Here is an 18,446-nt window from a genome sequence, read left to right as displayed (position 1 = left end):
CGCCTTGACCCGGGCGCGCGGGCTGCGAATCTACGGCGCGACGCTGACCCCGTTCGGCGGCTCGTTCGTCGACACCCCGCAGCGGAGGGCCACCTGGAGCGCGGTCAACAACTGGATCCGCACCAGTGGCGCATTCGACGGCGTGTTCGACTTCGCCGCGGCCACCGCGATGCCGGACGACCCATTCACACTGCAGCCCGCGTACGACAGCGGCGACCACCTGCACCCCAACGACGCCGGCTGCCAGGCCATGGCCGACGCCGTGAACCTGCACCAACTAGTCTGGTGAAACCCTCTCACCGGGGAGGCGGTGCAGGAGCGCGTCCATGTGTTCTCTGATCCTTGCCGATTCGACTGCTGGGATTGCCTGGAGTGCTTGACGCGCTGTGGCGACAGCCTGTTCCGGCTCTCCGGCGTCCAAATGCGTCTCGGCCAACTGGACCAGGTAGAGGTTGCGTTCGCGTGCGGCATCGCTCGGCAGGCTCTGTAAGCCTTCGGTGAGCATGCGTTGGGCTTGCGTCAACTGCCCGATCTCTCGCATCGCGGTCCCCGCTTCGGCGGTCTGAGACGGCTGCGGCATCCAATAGATCCATGGTGGGTCGTCGCCCTCGCTGCGCCTGTCGTACTGGTCGTCCGCCCGATTGAGTAGTGCCGCTGCCTGCCGCCTCTCGCCACGGACGGCGTGGGCACGCGCTTGCCAGCAATCCAGCATGGCAAGCACCGTCTTATGTGCACTGTCCACGCTGGAGCGCGCGGCCTCGAGAATGTCCAGAGCAGTACGCGCATGGTTGACGTATATGTCTTGCAGGGCAAGGTTGGACAGGATGTAGACCGCCTCACCCCGATCGCCGGCGATGTGTGCGGCTCGCAGCCCGGCATGCCAAAACCGTTGAGCTGCAGCGTGTAGTCCGGTGTCAAATGCGGCGAAGCCAGCGAACCGGGCGATGGACGCGGCCACCGAGTACAGCCCAGCCTCGGTCGTGCCGCTATAGCCGGCACGGCCGAGCACGCTGATCACCAGGCGCAGGTCTGAGCCCGCGGCGGCAAAGCACGGTCCGCCGCCGAGCAGATCGTCAAGATGCCACAGCTTTTCGAGCCTCGCTCGCATCGCAGCCAACATTTCCGATCCGGCATGGCGGCCGTCAACCGCTGATAACACTGGTTCCGGCACTGTCCGCGGTGACGCCCCAGCAGCCGTAGCCAACAGCTCGCCTGAAACGACGAGGAAACCCCTACGGTCAAACGATGCCGACTCCACCACGGAACGGCGCGCCACGATCCGGGCGACATCGGCCAGCGTCCAGCCCCGCTGTTGACGCACGTGAGCCAGGGGATGGTGGTTGGCTACGTCTCGGTGGTCGACCACATAGATAACATAGGCGTCAGACCCGGCGCGGGTAAAGTCGGCGGCTCATTTCCGAACGATCTTCGAAACGATCGGGGTCGATTTGGGCCGCAGAGCGCGATGATACGGCCAGCTCAGGGGGCGAAGGCTTGACCGGTGGAGCGGGGGCGGCCTAGAGTTCCAGCCTAGATATTCGGGAACTCGACCGAAATTTTCGGGAGCCTGCAAGCCGGCTTGGGGCTTCCCCGGCGTAGCGCTGCGGAGTGTTACGGGGAAGGCCCTTGCCCCAGCGCGCCTTCGGGCACGGCGCGCCTCCGGTACCCGTTCATGCCATCGAGAGTCGAGGAAACACATGTCACCACAACGGCAATTCGGCCGCGCCTGTGCGCTTGCCGCCGGCCTCCTGCTGATCGCGGCCGGCCTGGGCGGCGCCCCCGCCATGGCCGACCCCGCGCCCGGCTCGCTGGGCGCGCTCGCCGCAGCCAAGGGCAAGTTCTTTGGGTCCGCGACCGACAATCCGGAGCTGTCCGACGCACCGTACGTGCAGATCCTCACCACCGAGTTCGGACAGATCACGGTCGGCAACACGATGAAATGGCAATACACCGAGCCGGCACGGGGCCAGTTCAACTACTCGCAGGCCGACACGATTGTGAACCTCGCACAGTCCAACGGCCAGCTCGTGCGCGGGCACACGCTTGTCTGGCACAACCAGTTGCCCAGCTGGGTCAACAGCGTCCCCAACAACGAGCTGCTCGGCGTGATGCGCAATCACATCACCCACGAGGCAACCCACTTCCGGGGCAAGGTCATCCACTGGGATGTCGTGAACGAGGCCTTCGAGGAGAACGGCACCCGGCGGCAGACCGTGTTCCAGCAGAAGATCGGCGACAGCTACATCGCCGAGGCCTTCCGGGCCGCACGCGCCGCCGATCCCGGGGCCAAGCTGTACTACAACGATTACAACATCGAGGGCATCAACGCCAAGAGCGACGCGGTCTACAACATGGTCCGATCGTTTCTGCAGCAGGGCATCCCGATCGACGGCGTGGGCATGCAGGCGCATCTGATCTTGGGCCAGGTGCCCTCAAGCCTTCAGCAAAACATCCAGCGGTTCGCCGATCTCGGCCTCGATGTCGCCATCACCGAGCTCGACATCCGGATGAATCTGCCGCGCGACACGGCCAAGGACATGCAGCAGGCCGACGACTACCGCCGCGTGGTCAACGCCTGCCTCGCGGTGACCCGCTGTGTCGGCATCACCGTGTGGGACTACACCGACAAATACTCGTGGATCCCGTCGGTCTTTCCCGGTCAGGGCGCCGCGTTGCCGTACGACGAAAACTTCAACAAGAAGCCCGCATATCATGCGATCGCCAACGCGCTCGGCGCCACACCCGACACCACCCCGCCCTCAACTCCGGGCACCCCAAGCGCTTCCGGGATCACGTCATCGACGGCGAGTCTCATGTGGACGGCCTCGACCGACAATGTCGGCGTCGCCGGGTATAACATCTATCGCCGCCAAGGCACCACCGACACCCTTCTGACGCAATCGAACGCCAACAGCACGACATTGACCGGCTTGACCCCCAATACGCAATACCAGATTGTGGTGCGCGCCCGCGACGCCGCCAACAACCTCTCGGCCACGTCCGGCGCAGTCACGTTCACCACGCTGCCAAGCGCCGGCGGATCGTGCCGCGTCGCCTACCGCGCGTCGAACTGGGGCGGCGGTGGCGGCTTCACGGCCGAGGTGAGCATCACCAACACCGGACCAACGGCCATCAACGGGTGGAGTCTGGTGTGGACATTCGGCAACGGGCAACGCGTGTCCTACATGTGGAACGCGAGCTACACCCAACCGGCCGCAACCGTGACCGCCACCAACGCCTCTTACAACGGCTCCATCGGGGCCAACGGAGGCACGCAGAGCTTCGGCTTCAACGGCACGTTCTCGGGTGGCAATCCCAACCCGACCGCGTTCGCGCTCAACGGCACCAACTGCACCATCGCCTGATTCGGCGGGCGCGACCGGGTGAGCCGACCCGGCCGCGCCCACCAGGCCGCCGGCGCTCAAGCTATCCGTGCCTGCGGGCTTTGCGGGCTGAGGTATTGGGTCGTCACCCGGTCGGCGTGCGGTGTGAGCCAGCCGCTGAGCCGATGCGCGGCGTGGGACAGTGCCTCCTTGTCCCGCGCGGATTCGACGGTCTCCATGATGAAGGTGACGTGCCGCGAGTGCTCGCTGACACGGGTGCGGTGTGCGTCGCGGTGGTTCCAGTGGCGGGTGAGCACCGAGGCGTCGTCGGTATAGATGATCTCGCCTGGCTTCGGGTGCTCGATGACGTCGGGTTCACCGAGCGGGGTGAAATCCTCGGTTCCGTCGGCGTACCGGATATGGATGTCACCGATGACGGCGGCGAGGTCGAAGGCGCCTGCGGGCAGGCCATAGCGCACGGACACGGTGTTGTAGGTGTCAACGGCGGGGTTGATGCGCGGCAGGGCACCTTTGCGAGCGAGGCGGCGGGCGAGGGCGTCGACGCTCGGCCGTTCGCGCCGCGGGTTGGTGCCGAAGGAGCGGTAGGCGGCATGCCACGACGCGATGCGCCGGTGGTCCTCGTCCGCCGGCGCCCATGTCCCAGCCGCGACCTCGGCCTCCATCTCTTCGAGGGCCTTGGCGGGCTCGGGCCACGGCTCCGTGCCGCGTAACCCTTCGGCGGTCACCAAAATGATGAGGGTACCGGGAAAGGCCTCGGCAACCGGCAGGCTCAGCCGGAACGTGGTCATCACGACTCCTGGTTCAGTCATTCGGCGTCGGTATGCGTTCCACACGCGACAGTTCATCTGTAGCGTAATTGCGAGCTCCTGCGACCCCCGGGCGGCCACGTGGCCTGGGCCGGAGACGATCAGCAGGATCCGCTCAGCCGACGACCTCGGTGGTTCGGGCACCCGTCAACCGAACGCGGGCGGCCCCGTGCTGTGGCGGATTCGCAGCTCGGTGGCCACCTCGACACGCGACGCGCCCACATGTTCCTTGCGCATCAGTGTGCGCGCCGCCAGCACGGCCATGTCGCGCACCGGCTGCCGGGTCGTCGTCAGCGGGGGCGAGGCCCGCAGCGCGGCCGGCAGGTCATCGAACCCCACAACGCTCACGTCATCGGCCACCCGCAGCCCGCGCCGCCGGATCGCCTCGTACACCCCGAACGCGGCGTGATCACTGGTGGTGATGATGGCCGTGGGCGGCAAGGGCAAGCCCAGCAGGCGCATACCCTCGGCGAGGCCCGTCGGGTGGTCGGCATCGCCGTCCCGGCGCACCAGCCCGTCGTCGAAGGCCAGCCCGGCGGCTTCGAGCGCGGCACGGTACCCGTTGTGCCGCTCCTGGTCGCACAGCAGTTGCGCCGGTCCGCCGATGAAACCGATCCGCTTGTGCCCCAAGCGAATCAGATGATCGGTGGCGTGTAGCGCGCCCGACCAATTGGCCGTGCCGATCGTGGGAAACCCCGACGACCGTGCCCCCGCCAGGTCGACCACGACGGCCGGAAGGGTGAGGCGCCACAGGTCGATGTGCGCCAGCGGCTGGTGCCTCGCATTGACGATGATGACACCATCGGCGGGCCGGCGGCCGATGCTGCGCAGTTGCCTGCGCAACGACTGCGGCCGCCGGTCCGCACGCGACACAATCGCGGACAGGCCGGCCGCGTGGATGCCGCCGATGACTTCCGTTGTCCACGGTACCGCGGACGCGTCGAGGATGAGCTCGACCAGACCTGTGGTCATGCAGTGGCTGCGGCGCGGTATTCGAACCAGTCAAAGTGGACGGTGCCGGCCGTGGCATACATGCCGATGACCCGCCCGGTGAAGCCGACAGCGACCTCTGTGGACAGATAACGCCCGTCCAGTTCGGCCAGCACGGCCGGTTCCGGTGCGAGGAGCCCGAAGCTGATCGTGTCGGGCGCGCCGACGAGGGTTCCCGTCGGTGCGTTTGCCTGATCGGCGGACGTCACCGACGGGGGCAGGACGTCGAGCGTGCGCATGCCGATGGTGAGAACAACGGGCCCTGCCTCACAAGCTTGCTCGGCAACGGTCTGGCGCAGCGGGCCGATGCGGGCAACGACACGCACGAGGCCGTCGCCGACCTCCAGGTCGTAGTGGTGCGCCTCGTCCAGCCGCACGCTCAGCCCGCCGCGCCCCGCGTCGGCGTCGAGCAGCACGCTGACGTGGCAGTCGTGGTGCTGCTGGCGTCTTGCGATCATGGTGTATCCGGGCCGGTCCAGCGTGTCGCCGGTCGCGTGCAGGGTGAGCCACCCCGGCCGTTCGCCCAGCGACCACGCCCCGTCCGGCCGCGCACGCGGCGAAACCCACTCGGGCGCAAGCGCATCGGCGTCGAAGTCGTCGCGCGGTGCGGGCGCGGGCAGCGGGTGCCAGGCGGGCGCGGCGGTCTGTCGTGGCTCGACCGTCGCCACGGTCGGCCAACCGTCCACCCACGACACCGGGGCCAGGAACGTCTCCCGCCCGAGCACGTGAAAGCCCGGGGTGTAGCCGCGCGGGCGCGTGCCCAGCAGCACCATCCACCAGCTGCCGTCCTCGGCCTGGACCAGATCGGCGTGCCCGGTGCTCTGGATGGGCAGGTTGGTGCTGCGGTGCGTCAGGATCGGGTTGTGCGGCGCGGGCTCGTAGGGGCCGAGCGGGTGGCGGGCGCGGGCGATGGAAACGCCGTGGCCGCGCTCGGTCCCCCCTTCGGCGATCAATAAATACCACCAGTCGTCGATGCGATACAGGTGTGGTGCCTCGGGTGCCTGCAACCCGGTGCCCGACCAGATGGGGGATGGCCCGTCGAGCACCTTGCCGGTGACGTGGTCGATGCGCGCGATCTGGCACCCGGCCGTGGCGCAGTAGCAGTTTGCGTCCTCGTCCCAAGCCAGGTCGGGGTCGATGCCGGGCAGGTCCACCCACACCGGATCCGACCATGGCCCTTCGGGACGCTCGGCGGACACGATGAAGTTGCCGCCGCCGCCGGCGCTTGTCGTGATGAGCCAGAACCGGCCGTCGTGATGGCGCAGCGTCGGCGCGTAGATGCCCGCAGACGCGGGCAGGTCGCCCGGCAGCGGCAGTTGCGTCGGCCGGTCGAGCACGTTGCCGATCTGCCGCCAGTGCACCAGATCCCGGCTGTGAAACAGCGGGACGCCGGGAAAGTATTCGAAGCTGGAGGTGACCAGGTAGTAGTCGCTGCCGACGCGGCAGACACTGGGATCGGGGTGGAAGCCGGGGATCACCGGGTTGTCGTAGCCGGGGTGTCCAGTCGGCTGGGTCATCGGCCGCCCGCCCGCCCGTCGCGAAGGGATGCGCTGAAAGTTTCGGGCCGAATTCCGATCGTCACCGCCTGGATGCTAGGCGCGGCCGGCTCCGCGGTCAAGGGCGCTGCACGCGCCCCGGTCGTCGAAACAACCATCGAAATGCTGGACGACCCGCGGCCGCACGCTGGCTACACTCCACCGCATGACGAGCGCGACGACCGAGCCAACCGCCGCCGGGCGCCGGTCGAAAACCATCACGGAGATCGCAGAACTGGCTGGCGTGTCGGTGCCGACCGTTTCGAAGGTGGTCAACGGCCGCGTCGATGTCGCACCCGAGACCCGCGCGCTGGTGGAGTCCTTGATTCGCCAGCACGGCTTCCACCGCCCGAAAAAGCGGGCCGCCTCCGCCGACATCATCGAGCTGGTCTTCCACGAGCTGGAGGGCGCCTACGCGATGGAGGTCATCAAGGGAGTCGAGCAGGTCGCGTGGGACAACCAGCTCTCGGTGGTGCTTTCGGAGCTGCGCGGCCGGCACACCCCCGGCAAGGGTTGGGTGGAGGGGGTGCTGCGCCGCAGGCCGGCCGGGGTCATCTCGGTGTTCTCCGGTTTGGACAGTGGGCAGCGGGAGCAGTTGCACAGCCGCGGGATCCCGTTCGTGCTCGTGGATCCGACCGGCGAGCCCGACCATCAGTTCCCGTCGGTGGGGGCGACGAACTGGAACGGCGGCCTGGCCGCGACGCGCCATCTGCTGGAGCTCGGCCACCGGCGGATCGCGATCGTGACCGGCCCGGCGGGCGTGCTGTCCAGCCGCGCGCGGTTCGACGGCTATCGCGCGGCGATGGACGCCGCGGGGGTGCCGGTCGACCCGGCGCTGGTCTACGAGGGCGACTTTCACCTGCAGGACGGGCTCGCGGCGGGGCGCAAGCTGTTGAAGCTCAAGGATCGGCCGACGGCCTTCTTCGCCTGCAACGACTTGCAGGCCATCGGGGTTTATCAGGCGGCGCACGAGGCGGGGCTGCGCGTGCCCACGGAGGTGAGCGTGGTCGGCTTCGACGACCTGCCCCCGGCGCAGTGGGCGATCCCCGCGATGACCACGATCCGCCAGCCGCTGCGCCGGATGGCCGCGGCCGCCGCATCGATGGTGATCACCTTGCGGAAGGGCGATCCCCTGCCGCAGCACCGGTTGGAGCTCGTGACCGAGCTCGTGGTGCGGGAGAGCACCGCGCCCCCGATCAAGCCTTGACCGAGACGCGACGAGGCCGTAACGTGCGCTGCAATCGCAACAGTTGCGAGTCAAGTCCCGAAACTTTCGACGGCGCCCGTGGCCCATGAGCTATGGAGGGATGGCGCAATCCCATGGACTCCAATCGCATCAACCGGCGGTCGTTGCTGGGGCTGATCGGCGCGGGCATGGGCGCGGCAGCCCTTGGCGCCTGCGGCGACGGCGGCAGCACCGGCCCTTCCGGCGGGACCATCAGGTGGTGGCACATCGCCAACACCGATCCGATGAAATCGCAGTGGGCGACGCTGGCCCAGCAGTTCGAGGCCGCCCGTCCCGGCGTCAAGTTCGAGGTCACGCCGCTGGAGAACGATGCCTTCAAGACCAAGCTGACCACCAACGTCCAGGCGGGCGACCCGCCGGACATCTTCCACACGTGGGGTGGCGGCGTCTTGGGCCAGCAGGCCGAGGCAGGCATGGCCAAGGACATCACGCAGGACATCGCACCCTTGAAGGACAGCCTGATTCCTGCGGCTCTCGACGCGTACACGATAAATCAAAGAATCTATGCGCTACCGATAGATACCGGCATGGTTGGGTTCTGGTACAACAAGGAGCTGTTCGCTGCGGCCGGGATCAGCGCACCGCCGCAGACGTGGAGCGAGTTCCTCGATTCTGTACGCAAGCTCAAGGCCGCGGGCATCATCCCGATCGCGTTGGCGGGCAAGGAAAAGTGGCCGGGGCATTACTACTGGGCATATCTGGCCATGCGGGTGGCCGGGGTCGACGCGCTCAAGCGGGCCGCACAGGACAAAGACTTCACCAAGCCCGACTTCGTCACGGCCGGCACACGCCTGAAGGAACTCGTTGACCTGCAACCGTTCCAGCCAGGCTTCCTCGCCGCCGGATACTCCGCATCAGACGGTCAGGCGGCCACGATGGGCAACGGCAAGGCGGCCATGGAATTGATGGGCCAGTGGGCGCCCGGTGTCCAAAAAGAATCGTCGCAGGGCAAACAGGGCCTGGGCGACAAGCTCGGGTTCTTCCCGTTCCCCGCGGTCGACGGCGGCAAGGGCCCGAACACGGACATCTTCGGCGGCGGTGGCGGGTTTGCCGTGGGCCGCAAGGCGCCGGCCGAGGCGGTCGAGTTCCTGAAGTTCCTTGCCCAGCCGGAAAACGTGCGCTCCTACGCCAAGGCGGGTGCGCTGCTGCCGGTGGTCAAGGCCGCGCAGGACGCCGTCACCGAACCCCACCTGAAGCTGGTGTCCCAGGCGCTGGCGAAGGGCACCGGGTTCCAGCTCTTTCTCGACCAGGCATATGCGCCCGCCGTCGGGCAGCAGGTCAACGACAGCGTGGCCGAGCTGATGGCGGGCAAGGCCAGCCCGGAGAAGGTCGTCAAGGACATCACCGATGCGGCCAAGCGGGGCTGAGCCGCCCCGCCGCAGGCGCGATTGGCGCACGATAATCCTGTTTCTGGCGCCCGCACTGGTCATGTTCGGGCTGCTGGTGCTCACGCCGATCGTCGTCGCGGCCTATGCCAGCTTCTTCAATTGGAATGGATTTGGTACCCCGACCAACTTCATCGGGCTGGACAACTTCCGCCGGCTGATCGCCGACGAGATCTTCCTGGGTGACCTCGAACGCACGCTGCTGCTGATCGCGCTGTCGGTGGCGGTCCAGCTGCCCGTGGCGCTGGCCCTGGCCATGCTGCTCAACCAGCCGCTGCGCGGGCGGCGGGTGTATCGCATGCTCTTCTTCGCGCCGTATGTGCTGTCGGAGGTCGTCACCGCGATCCTGTTCACGATGATCTTCTCGCCCAATCAGGGCCTGGCCAACCACGTGACCCGGCTGATCGGGCTGGGCGACCTGGGCGCGGTCTGGCTGGCCGACACGTCGACCGTCATGTATTCGGTGTTCCTGGTCATCTCGTGGAAGTACTTCGGGTTCCACACGATCCTGTATCTCGCCGGGCGCCAAGGCATTCCGGCCGAGTTGCACGAGGCGGCGGCCTTGGACGGGGCCGGTCCGTGGCACGCTTTTCGCTATGTGACACTGCCGCTGCTCGGGCCGACGATCCGGGTGAGCGTGTTCCTGTCCATCCTGGGCACGATCCAGCTGTTCGACATGGTGTGGGTGCTCACCGGCGGCGGGCCCATCCGCGCCTCGGAAACGCTGGCCATCACCATGTTCCAGGAGGGCTTCAAGCGCTTCCACGTCGGGTACGCCAGCGCGATCAGCATGGTCATCTTCCTGCTGAGCCTCCTGTTCGGACTGTTGTATCAGCGATTCGTGTTGCGCCGGGACCTGCAGGGCGCGATCACCACGATGGGAGACCAGCGATGAGGCGTGTGCGCTCCACAGCCCTGCATCTGACGAGCATCGCGGTCGGGGCCGCGATTGTCGTGCCCATCGTTTTCGGCGTGCTCGGTGGGTTCAAGGACAACGGGCAGCTGTTCAACAGTCCGTTCGGGTTGCCCGATCCGTGGATTCTCGGCAATTACACGGATGTGCTCGGGTCCGAGATGTTCTGGCGCCAGATGGGCAACAGCTTCGGTGTGGCGCTCGCGACGACGGCGCTCGTCGTCATCGTCGCGGCGATGGCCGCGTTTGTGTTCGCGCGGTACTCGTTCCCGGGCAGGGAAGGGGTTTTCACGCTTTTCGCGGTCGGGCTCATGTTCCCGTTCGCTGTGGCGATCCTGCCGCTGTTTGTGTTGCTCCGGTCGATGGGGCTGCTCGACAACCCGCTCGGGGTGATCCTGCCGCAGGCGGCGTTCGGGCTGCCGGTCACCATCATCATCCTGCGCAGCTTCTTCCGGTCCATCCCGGCCGAGGTGGAGGAGTCGGCGGTGCTCGATGGGTGCAGCCCGTTCGGCTTCTTCTGGCGCATCCTGCTGCCGATGGCCCGCCCGGCCATCGCGACCGTGTCGGTGCTCGCGATCGTGGGAAGCTGGAACAACTTCCTGCTACCGCTGATTGTCTTCAACGACTCGGAGTGGTGGACTCTTCCCCTGGGCGTGCGGCAGTTCCAGACTCAATATTCGACTGACACGGCACGGGTTCTGGCATACGTGACACTGGCCATGGTGCCGTCGCTGGCGTTCTACGCGATCGCGGAGCGGCACCTCATCAGCGGGCTCACCAGTGGTCTTGGCAAGGGCTGAGCGCCTGCGCGTGGTTGCTGCGGCCAGATCACCCACTGCGTCGGCTGCGTCGCCTGATCGACGGCACCTGGCCCGCGCCCGGCACGCTGCCATAGCGCCCGCGACTGGGTTAGGATGGCGACGGCTGCCAGGGAGCCACCGGTCCGCGGAAATGGGCTCAGCCCACCTGGCGGGTGCAGCACGCTCCACCATCGTTCTCCTTTCGGCCTGAACGAGCGGACATCAGGCAGACGAGAGGAGGCCATCGTGCCGACCCTGGACATGCCCGACCGTCCCCACCTCGACAGCTTTCGCCGGCAAGCGCGTGCCCTGCAGCGGGCCGTTCGGGCCGGCGACCCCGACGCCATCGCGCGGCTGGCCCGCCACCACCCGGGCGCCGTGCCCGGCGACACCGGCGGTTTGCGGCTCAGCGCGGCACAGTTGGTCGTCGCCCGCGAGTACGGGTTTGCCAGCTGGCCCCGGCTCACGCGATATCTGGAAACCGTTGCCGAGCACGGCTGGGACACCGGCCTGGGCGCGGCTCCCGCGGCCGGCCCGGCGCACGAGTTCTGCCGCCTGGCATGCCTGACCTACAGCCGTGAGGACGGTCCGGCGCGCTGGGCGCAGGCCAGGCAGCTGCTCGCTGCCCATCCCGACCTGACCACAATGGACATTTGGGCCGCTGCGGCCGCCGCCCGCCCACACGACGTCGGCCGGCTGCTCGCCGAGCAGCCGCGCCGGGCGACCGAGCGGGGTGGCCCGTTTCGCTGGCGGCCGCTGTACTACCTCGTCTACTCGCGATTCGACCTGGCCGTGCCCGCCGCGGATGTATTGGCGGTCGCCCGGCTGCTGCTCGACGCGGGTGCCGACCCCGACGAGGGCTACCTGTTCGACGCCCTGCCATCGCCGTTCACGTTGCTGACCGGGGTGTTCGGCCACGGCGAGCTCGGCACGCGGCGCCAGCCCCACCACCCGCACTGGCAAGCGTTGGGCCGGCTGCTGCTTGACGCGGGCGCCGATCCCAACGACGCACAGACCCTCTACAACCGGATGTTCGACCCGGACAACTCCCACCTGGAGCTGCTGTTCGACTACGGGCTCGGCGCCGGCGACGGCGGGCCGTGGAAGAGGCGGATCGCCGATCTCGCCACGCCCGCGCGGATGCTGCGGGTCCAGCTGCGCTGGGCCGTCGAACACCACCAGGCCGCGCGGGTACGGCTGCTGGCCGAACACGGCGTCGACTTCCGCTCGCCGTTCGAAGACGATGGGCCCGCGTGGGGTCCCGGCGACGGCCGGACGCCGGTCGAGCTGGCCTTGCTCAACGGCGACACCGGGATCGCGGACTACCTTGTCGCGCAGGGCGCCGCGCCGCCGGGCCCCGACCCGGTGCGCGAGCTGATCGCCGCGGCGTTCCGCGCCGATCGGTCCACAGTGGACCGTATCGTCGCCGCGCATCCCGACGCTGTGGCCGAAGCCCGCCGCAGCCGCCCCGGGCTCATCGTGTGGGCCGCGACCCAGGCGCCCATCGCGACCGTCACTCTGCTTACTGAACTCGGCTTCGACGTCAACGCCTACGGGCGCGGCGATGCCCCGGTCGAACAGCCTTGGGAGACCGCACTGCACCAGAGCGCCGGAAACGGCAACGCCGCACTCACCCGTCTGCTGCTGGAACTGGGCGCGGACCCTCACCTGCGCGACCAACGCTTCGACGCCACCCCGCTGGATTGGGCCCGACACCTACACCAGCCCTCGACCGCCGCTGTGCTCGAACCCGTCACGGCAGTGAACCGATAACCGTCAGGCGGGCAAAGATCAGTCGGTGGCCGCCGAAGGCACCAGCACCGCGGCCCACATCCTCGCCGAGCACAACGCCACACCGGACGGCTTGCGCCGCAACGGTGGGAAGGCCGACCTCGGGATGTGGGGATGGTGTGGTCGCATCCCGAGGCCGGCGCCCTCCCCCTCAACAATGGCGTGTCCGTTTGGCCGGCTGGTGCCCGAAGGTATCGGGGCCACCTTCCGGTATTCGTATTCAAAACCTTCCGGTGCGGCTCAGGACTGGGGCGGCGTGATGGTGAGCTTCTTGATGATGACTTCGCTCTTCGGTGCGGTGAGGCCGTTGGCGTCGGCCTCGGTGGCGCCTTCGGCGCCGACCTTCTTGATCAGATCGAGGCCCTTGGTTATCTTGCCCAGGATGGTGTAGTCGCCGGGAAGCGGGGTCTCGCCCCAGACCAGGAAGAACTGGCTGCCGGTCGAACCGGGTGCCTGGGCCTTGGCCATCGCCACCGTGCCCTCGGGATAGTTTTGCGAGTAGTCGGTCTTGTCGGGCTTGTTCTCCTCGGCGAACTTGTAGGACGGGCCGCCCGTGCCCTTCGCGGAAGGGTCGCCACACTGAAGCACGTGGATCCCATCGGTCACGAGGCGGTGGCACTTGGTGTTGTCGAAGAAGTTCTTGTTCGCCAGGTAGGTCATGCTCTGCGCGGTGCACGGCGCCTTGGCGGTCGCCACCTCGATCTCGACCACGCCGATGTTCATGTCCAGGGTCATGGTCTGCGTGCCCTTGGCGGGGGCCTTGCCCGTCGGCGGGGCTCCCACATCCTTCAGATCAGGGTTGGCCGTGGTGTCGTCGGGAGTCCAGACGCAGCCCGGATCCTGCGGCGCCGCGTCGGCGGGCTTCTCGCCGCCGTTGGCCGTGATCGCCCAGACCACAGCACCGATCAGCACCAGCCCGGCGGTCACCGATCCGGCGATGATCGTGCGCTGCCTGCGGCGCTTGGCCTTTTCGAGTTTCTCGGCGATCTGACGCTCCAGCCGGGCCCGTGCCGCCGCCCGCTCGCGCTGCATCGTGCTACTCACTTCTATTCTCCCTGTCAACCCGTGTTGGGATGGAGGATACCCAAATCGGCACGCATTGAGCTGCTGTCCTAACTGGACGATCAGCGGGGCGGGAATCCCGGGGCGCAGCGCGCCCAGAGCGTCGGAGTGGCAGCATCGCGGAATCGCCGGCCTTCACCGCAGCCGTGTGCCTAGCGGTCCGGCCCGCCGGCCGAGCCGGTGTGGAGCCAGTCGATGAGGTCGGGCGAGGCGAGCTCGGCCAGGCGGTCTTGGTAGTGACGGATGTCGTCGGGACCGAGCAGCCCTCGCCACTGCCCGCTGGTGCCGGAGTGGAAGAAGGCGCGGTTGCTGCGCCAGATGTTGCTGTCGAGGCCGGGTGCGAGCTCGTCGGCGCGGTCCCGCATGCGGTCGAAGGCGGCCTCGGCGGCAAGCTGCTCGATGCGCTCGGTCGTGACGTCGATGCCCAGCGCATCGGCCAGGCGGCGCATCTGACCGGGCAGGTCTGCCAGCAGCTCGTGGTAGTGGAACAGCACGACATGTGGCTCGTGCCGCCGGTCCCAGTAGGTCTGCAGGTGGTGGATCATGTTGGCCATCGTCGCGCCCATGCCATCGGGTCCGTTGATGAATTCCGCGTCGGCCCAGATCCGGAACCGCTCGACCGGGTCCTCGGGTGGTGGCGGCGGGGCATCGTCGGGACCGAGGCCGACCATGGCCGCGGCCTTCTGCATCGCCTCCGGGGCGACGTTGGCCATCGCGTGGTCGAACGATATGGCCACGTCGCGGGGGTCACGCCCGACGCAGATGTAGGTCACGCCCTCGACGATGGGCAACCCGTCCAGCGGGGTGTGCGTCTTGATAAAGCGCCGGTGCTTCTGGGCCTCCAGCGTGGCGACCGTCGCGGTGAAGTCGTAGGTGGTGGCGTCGAGCCATGGTGAGATCTCGGTCAGCGGACGGTGAAACCGCGGCGTATCAAAGATCAGCAAGGCGCACAGCATCTGCATCCAGCTCGTGCCGCATTTCGCCGGTGGGCTGATCACGATGTCGTCGGCGCGGAATGGGAAGTCGACCCAGAGTGCGTTGTCGGAAACCATTGTCCGGTACCGTTTCAGCTCCGACATAATGTGGCCTCCCCTACCGTCAGCGTGGCTCATGCTCGTACCATACTGACTCCGACCGCGCCCGTGGCGCTACCTAGGATCAGTGATGGACCCGCTCGGCCCGGTCGATGATGTCCGGGATGGTGAGGCCAGGCGCGTCCACTGTGGACGCGCCCGGCAGCAACGTTACGCCGCGATTGCCTTGAATCGGCGTAGTCGTAGGCTGTTGGAGACCACGAACACCGATGACAGCGCCATGGTGAGTCCGGCGATCATGGGGTTGAGCACCCCGATGGCGGCCAGGGGCAGGGCGGCCACGTTGTAGGCGAACGCCCAGAACAGGTTGCCCTTGATGGTGCCCAAAGTTTTGCGGGACAGGCGGATCGCATCCACCGCGGCCATCAGGTCACCGCGCACCAGCGTCAGGTCCGACGCCTCGATGGCCACGTCGGTGCCGGTGCCCATGGCCAAACCCAGGTCGGCCTGCGCCAGCGCGGCGGCGTCGTTGACCCCGTCGCCGACCATCGCCACGACTTTGCCCTGCGCCTGAAGACGTTTCACCACCTCCACCTTGTCCTGCGGCAGCACCTCGGCGATCACCTGGTCGATGCCGACCTCGGCCGCGATCGTGTGGGCCACGGTGGTGTTGTCGCCCGTGAGCAGGACCGGCGTCAACCCCAGTCCACGCAGCGCGGCGACGGCCGCCTTGCTGGTGGGCTTGACGGCATCAGCGACAGCCAGCACCGCCCGCACCCGGCCGTCCCAGCCGACCAGGACCGCCGTGTGCCCCTTGGCCTGCGCTTCCTGGCGCGCCGACTCCAGCTGGGCGGGCATGTCCAGGCCGTGCTCGGCCATCAAAGCCGCACGCCCGGCCAACGCCTTCTTGTCGCCGACGGTCCCGCTGACACCCAATCCTTCTACGTTCAAAAACTTGTCGACGGTACCGGTGGAAGCCGCAGCCGCCGCGATGGCCTTGGCAATCGGGTGTTCGGACGCGGACTCCAGTGCCCCGGCCACGTGCAGCACCTCGTCGTGGTCCTCGCCTTCCGCGATGACGGCATCGAGCAGGGTCATGTGCCCGGTGGTGACCGTGCCGGTCTTGTCCAGCACGATGGTGTCGACCGTCCTGGTGGACTCCAGCACCTCCGGACCTTTGATCAGGATGCCCAGCTGCGCGCCGCGTCCGGTGCCGACCAGCAACGCGGTCGGCGTGGCCAGCCCTAGCGCGCAGGGGCAGGCGATGATCAGCACGGCCACGGCCGCGGTGAATGCCGCCGTCAGACCTCCGCCCGTGCCGAGCCAGAAGCCAAGCGTGGCCACGGCGAGCGCGATGACGATGGGCACGAACACCGCCGACACCCGGTCGGCCAGCCGCTGCACCGCCGCTTTGCCGGTCTGGGCCTGCTCCACGAGCTTGGCCATCTGGGCGAGTTGGGTGTCGGCGCCGACCCGCTGCGCCGCGATCACGAGGCGGCCGCTGACGTTGACCGTCGCGCCGACCACCCGATCACCGGGCTGCACGTCGACGGGCACCGATTCGCCGGTCACCATCGAGTTGTCCACCGTGGACACGCCGTCGACGATGACGCCGTCGGTGGCGATCTTCTCCCCGGGCCGGGCCACGAACCGGTCGCCCACGACCAGCCGGTCGATCGGGATGCGCGTCTCCACACCGCCGCGCAGCACGGCCACGTCCTTGGCGCCGAGTTCGAGCAGCGCGCGCAGAGCGGCACCGGCCCGCCGCTTGGACCGCGCCTCGAAGAAGCGTCCGGCAAGAATGAACATCGTGACCCCGGCCGCGACCTCGAGGTAGATGTTGCCCGCGCCGGAGCCCCGCTCGATCGCGAAACTGAACGGGTGCGTCATGCCGGGTTCGCCCGCGGTACCAAAAAACAGGGCATAGACTGACCAGCCGAACGCCGCCAGGGTACCGACAGAAATCAAAGTGTCCATGGTCGCGGCGCCATGCCGCAGGTTTGCCCAGGCCGCCCGGTGGAACGGCCAGCCGGCATAGACCACGACCGGTGCGGCCAGAGCCAGCGAGAGCCACTGCCAGAAGGTGAACTGCAGCGCCGGAATCATCGCCAGCGCAATGACCGGCACCGACAACACCATCGAGGTGATCAGCCGGTCACGCAACGGCTTGAGCTCATCGACCTCGGCCGCCTCCTCCACAGTGGACGGAAGCGCCGCCGTGTAGCCGGTCGCCTCCACAGTGGACACCAGCTCCTGTGGTGTCACCGTGTCGGGGAAGGTGATGTGCGCCTTTTCGGTGGCGTAGTTGACCGTCGCCGTCACACCGTCGAGCCGGTTGAGTTTCTTCTCGATCCGTGCGGCGCACGAGGCACAGGTCATCCCGCCGATCGCCAGCTCGATCTGCTGCGCGGCGATTTTAGTGACCATGTCCGTGCCCGTCCTTGCTCGGTGTAGGGGTTGGGGTTGGAGGAGTCACGACACCCGCGGTGGTCGCGGTGAACGACACCGTGCGCACCGTGCCCTCGTGCTGGAAGTCCAGATACAGCCCGTAGGTGCCGGCGCTGGGAACCTCGGCGTAGAACACGATCTGCGGCCCGGCCTTGGTGCCTTCGTCGGGGTGCACGTGCAGATAGGCCAGATCACCGTGGCGCAACGCGACCAGGTGACCGAACGCACCCAAATAAGGCTGCAGATCGGTGACCGGCTTGCCGCCCTTGGACACGGTCAGCGTGAGCTTCGACGACGTGCCCGGGACGAGGTCGCCCTCCAGCGTGACGGTGTAGTCGTCGACCACACCGACCGGCACGGCCCGCGGCCGGAAGTCACCCGGCACATTGACGTCCGCGCCCAGGATCAGGCCCTCGGCCCGGCCCGCCGGCACGAAGTCGGCGAACACCCGATAAACGCCCGGCTCGGCCACCTTCAGCGGCACCGACCACAGCCCGTCGGGCCCGAGCGCCGGGTGCACATGCTGGAACCCGGACAGGTCACGGCGCACCACAATCAAATGCAGGTCCTTCTCATGCGCGGTGGTATAGGCCGTCACGGGCTTGCCGTCCGGCCCGATCACCTTGAACGTGAACGGCTGCGCGTCCACCGTCGACAGGGTCGGTGTGGTGAGCTCAAGCCGGTAACCATCCTGCGCGACCTGCAACCCGCCGGGGATCTTCACCGGACTGCCGGCGGGCTCCTCATGCCCGCCCCCGTGCGCGGCATCACCCTCGGACGGGGCGGCGATGGGGCCGGCGAGAGTGCCGGCTCCCCAAGCCACCGCGAACACCGCCACCAGGCCGAACCCGAACAACCCTAGCTGCGCTGGTGTCTTCACGCCCTCACCACCTCATATCCCGCCTCATCGACGGCCGCGGCCACGGCCGTGTCGTCGAGCGGCTGCTCCGACTGCACGGTCACCGCACCCGACGCCAGGTCGACCTTGACGTCCCGCACGCCGGGCAGCTTGCCGATCTCCGAGCTGACGGAGTTGACGCAGTGGCCGCAGGTCATGCCGGAAACGGTGTAGGTCTGAATGGTCATGGCGAA

General features: G+C 67.9%; 16 protein-coding genes. 7 read left to right on the top strand and 9 right to left on the bottom strand.

Features of this window, described 5'->3' with window-relative positions; translation table 11 throughout:
* Positions 1-4 precede the first annotated feature (4 nt).
* Positions 5-289 (top strand): GDSL-type esterase/lipase family protein, encoded by a 285-nt coding sequence (locus tag DM816_RS43600; RefSeq protein ID WP_211588504.1) that lies wholly within the window; start codon positions 5-7, stop codon positions 287-289.
* Here DM816_RS43600 and DM816_RS01130 read toward each other — a convergent pair.
* The gene (locus tag DM816_RS01130; RefSeq protein WP_483964153.1) at positions 278-1,258 is read right to left on the bottom strand and encodes an NsdA family TPR-like regulatory protein; all 981 of its coding nucleotides are present in this window, start codon (positions 1,256-1,258) and stop codon (positions 278-280) included. The genes DM816_RS43600 and DM816_RS01130 overlap by 12 nt on opposite strands.
* 439 nt (positions 1,259-1,697) lie before the next feature.
* Between DM816_RS01130 and DM816_RS01125 the strand changes: the two genes are divergently transcribed.
* Positions 1,698-3,365, top strand: a complete 1,668-nt coding sequence (locus tag DM816_RS01125; RefSeq protein ID WP_117208137.1) for an endo-1,4-beta-xylanase — start codon at positions 1,698-1,700, stop codon at positions 3,363-3,365.
* A gap of 56 nt (positions 3,366-3,421) precedes the next feature.
* On the opposite strand, the gene DM816_RS01120 is transcribed toward DM816_RS01125, so the two are convergent.
* From DM816_RS01120 to DM816_RS01110, 3 genes are all read right to left on the bottom strand, one after another.
* The gene (locus DM816_RS01120) at positions 3,422-4,153 is read right to left on the bottom strand and encodes a B3/B4 domain-containing protein (RefSeq protein WP_246001413.1); all 732 of its coding nucleotides are present in this window, start codon (positions 4,151-4,153) and stop codon (positions 3,422-3,424) included.
* A gap of 144 nt (positions 4,154-4,297) precedes the next feature.
* Positions 4,298-5,122: a LacI family DNA-binding transcriptional regulator gene (locus tag DM816_RS01115; RefSeq protein WP_117208136.1), complete on the bottom strand. Its 825-nt coding sequence runs from the start codon at positions 5,120-5,122 to the stop codon at positions 4,298-4,300.
* On the bottom strand, positions 5,119-6,657 hold the full coding sequence (locus DM816_RS01110; protein WP_117208135.1) for a glycoside hydrolase family 43 protein: 1,539 nt from the start codon (positions 6,655-6,657) through the stop codon (positions 5,119-5,121). Before DM816_RS01110 ends, DM816_RS01115 begins: the two co-directional genes overlap by 4 nt.
* A 184-nt stretch (positions 6,658-6,841) precedes the next feature.
* Here DM816_RS01110 and DM816_RS01105 point away from each other — a divergent pair, with 184 nt between their 5' ends.
* The 5 genes from DM816_RS01105 to DM816_RS01085 all read left to right on the top strand — a co-directional run bounded on the left by DM816_RS01105 (position 6,842) and on the right by DM816_RS01085 (position 12,792).
* Positions 6,842-7,882 carry a LacI family DNA-binding transcriptional regulator gene (locus DM816_RS01105; RefSeq protein WP_117208134.1) on the top strand — a complete coding sequence of 347 codons (1,041 nt, stop codon included), beginning with the start codon at positions 6,842-6,844 and terminating at the stop codon, positions 7,880-7,882.
* Positions 7,883-7,995: 113 nt separating this feature from the next.
* Entirely contained in the window at positions 7,996-9,288 is a 1,293-nt protein-coding gene (locus tag DM816_RS01100; protein ID WP_117208133.1) for an extracellular solute-binding protein, read from the top strand.
* A complete protein-coding gene (locus DM816_RS01095; protein ID WP_117208132.1) occupies positions 9,269-10,201 on the top strand; it encodes a carbohydrate ABC transporter permease in 933 nt (310 codons plus the stop codon). The genes DM816_RS01100 and DM816_RS01095 overlap by 20 nt, the downstream gene beginning before the upstream one ends.
* On the top strand, positions 10,198-11,019 hold the full coding sequence (locus DM816_RS01090) for a carbohydrate ABC transporter permease (protein WP_117208131.1): 822 nt from the start codon (positions 10,198-10,200) through the stop codon (positions 11,017-11,019). The genes DM816_RS01095 and DM816_RS01090 overlap by 4 nt, the downstream gene beginning before the upstream one ends.
* Positions 11,020-11,265: 246 nt before the next feature.
* Positions 11,266-12,792 carry an ankyrin repeat domain-containing protein gene (locus DM816_RS01085; protein ID WP_117208130.1) on the top strand — a complete coding sequence of 509 codons (1,527 nt, stop codon included), beginning with the start codon at positions 11,266-11,268 and terminating at the stop codon, positions 12,790-12,792.
* A 258-nt stretch (positions 12,793-13,050) separates the two neighbouring features.
* Here the strand turns inward: DM816_RS01085 and DM816_RS01080 are convergent, their stop codons facing one another.
* The 5 genes from DM816_RS01080 to DM816_RS01060 form a co-directional block, all read right to left on the bottom strand.
* The gene (locus tag DM816_RS01080; protein WP_246001411.1) at positions 13,051-13,854 is read right to left on the bottom strand and encodes a peptidylprolyl isomerase; all 804 of its coding nucleotides are present in this window, start codon (positions 13,852-13,854) and stop codon (positions 13,051-13,053) included.
* Between the two features lie 170 nt (positions 13,855-14,024).
* Positions 14,025-14,951, bottom strand: coding sequence for a sulfotransferase domain-containing protein (locus DM816_RS01075; RefSeq protein ID WP_162906980.1), 927 nt, complete (start codon positions 14,949-14,951; stop codon positions 14,025-14,027).
* A gap of 165 nt (positions 14,952-15,116) precedes the next feature.
* Positions 15,117-17,333 (bottom strand): heavy metal translocating P-type ATPase, encoded by a 2,217-nt coding sequence (locus tag DM816_RS01070; RefSeq protein ID WP_117208127.1) that lies wholly within the window; start codon positions 17,331-17,333, stop codon positions 15,117-15,119.
* Positions 17,323-18,234 carry a hypothetical protein gene (locus DM816_RS01065; RefSeq protein ID WP_117208126.1) on the bottom strand — a complete coding sequence of 304 codons (912 nt, stop codon included), beginning with the start codon at positions 18,232-18,234 and terminating at the stop codon, positions 17,323-17,325. The genes DM816_RS01070 and DM816_RS01065 overlap by 11 nt, the downstream gene beginning before the upstream one ends.
* A complete protein-coding gene (locus DM816_RS01060; RefSeq protein WP_117208125.1) occupies positions 18,231-18,440 on the bottom strand; it encodes a heavy-metal-associated domain-containing protein in 210 nt (69 codons plus the stop codon). Before DM816_RS01060 ends, DM816_RS01065 begins: the two co-directional genes overlap by 4 nt.
* Positions 18,441-18,446 lie beyond the last annotated feature (6 nt).

Origin of the sequence: Allorhizocola rhizosphaerae (assembly GCF_003426775.1) — a bacterium.
Classification (GTDB): Bacteria; Actinomycetota; Actinomycetes; order Mycobacteriales; family Micromonosporaceae; genus Allorhizocola; species Allorhizocola rhizosphaerae.
This window is presented reverse-complemented; position numbering and strand designations above follow the sequence as displayed.

Coding starts and splice junctions, on each gene's coding strand:
- DM816_RS01125 (WP_117208137.1), top strand. CDS start 1,698: ATGTCACCACAACGGCAATTCGGCCGCGCCTGTGCGCTTGCCGCCGGC.
- DM816_RS01120 (WP_246001413.1), bottom strand. CDS start 4,153: ATGACTGAACCAGGAGTCGTGATGACCACGTTCCGGCTGAGCCTGCCG.
- DM816_RS01115 (WP_117208136.1), bottom strand. CDS start 5,122: ATGACCACAGGTCTGGTCGAGCTCATCCTCGACGCGTCCGCGGTACCG.
- DM816_RS01110 (WP_117208135.1), bottom strand. CDS start 6,657: ATGACCCAGCCGACTGGACACCCCGGCTACGACAACCCGGTGATCCCC.
- DM816_RS01105 (WP_117208134.1), top strand. CDS start 6,842: ATGACGAGCGCGACGACCGAGCCAACCGCCGCCGGGCGCCGGTCGAAA.
- DM816_RS01100 (WP_117208133.1), top strand. CDS start 7,996: ATGGACTCCAATCGCATCAACCGGCGGTCGTTGCTGGGGCTGATCGGC.
- DM816_RS01095 (WP_117208132.1), top strand. CDS start 9,269: ATGCGGCCAAGCGGGGCTGAGCCGCCCCGCCGCAGGCGCGATTGGCGC.
- DM816_RS01090 (WP_117208131.1), top strand. CDS start 10,198: ATGAGGCGTGTGCGCTCCACAGCCCTGCATCTGACGAGCATCGCGGTC.
- DM816_RS01075 (WP_162906980.1), bottom strand. CDS start 14,951: ATGTCGGAGCTGAAACGGTACCGGACAATGGTTTCCGACAACGCACTC.
- DM816_RS01070 (WP_117208127.1), bottom strand. CDS start 17,333: ATGGTCACTAAAATCGCCGCGCAGCAGATCGAGCTGGCGATCGGCGGG.
- DM816_RS01060 (WP_117208125.1), bottom strand. CDS start 18,440: ATGACCATTCAGACCTACACCGTTTCCGGCATGACCTGCGGCCACTGC.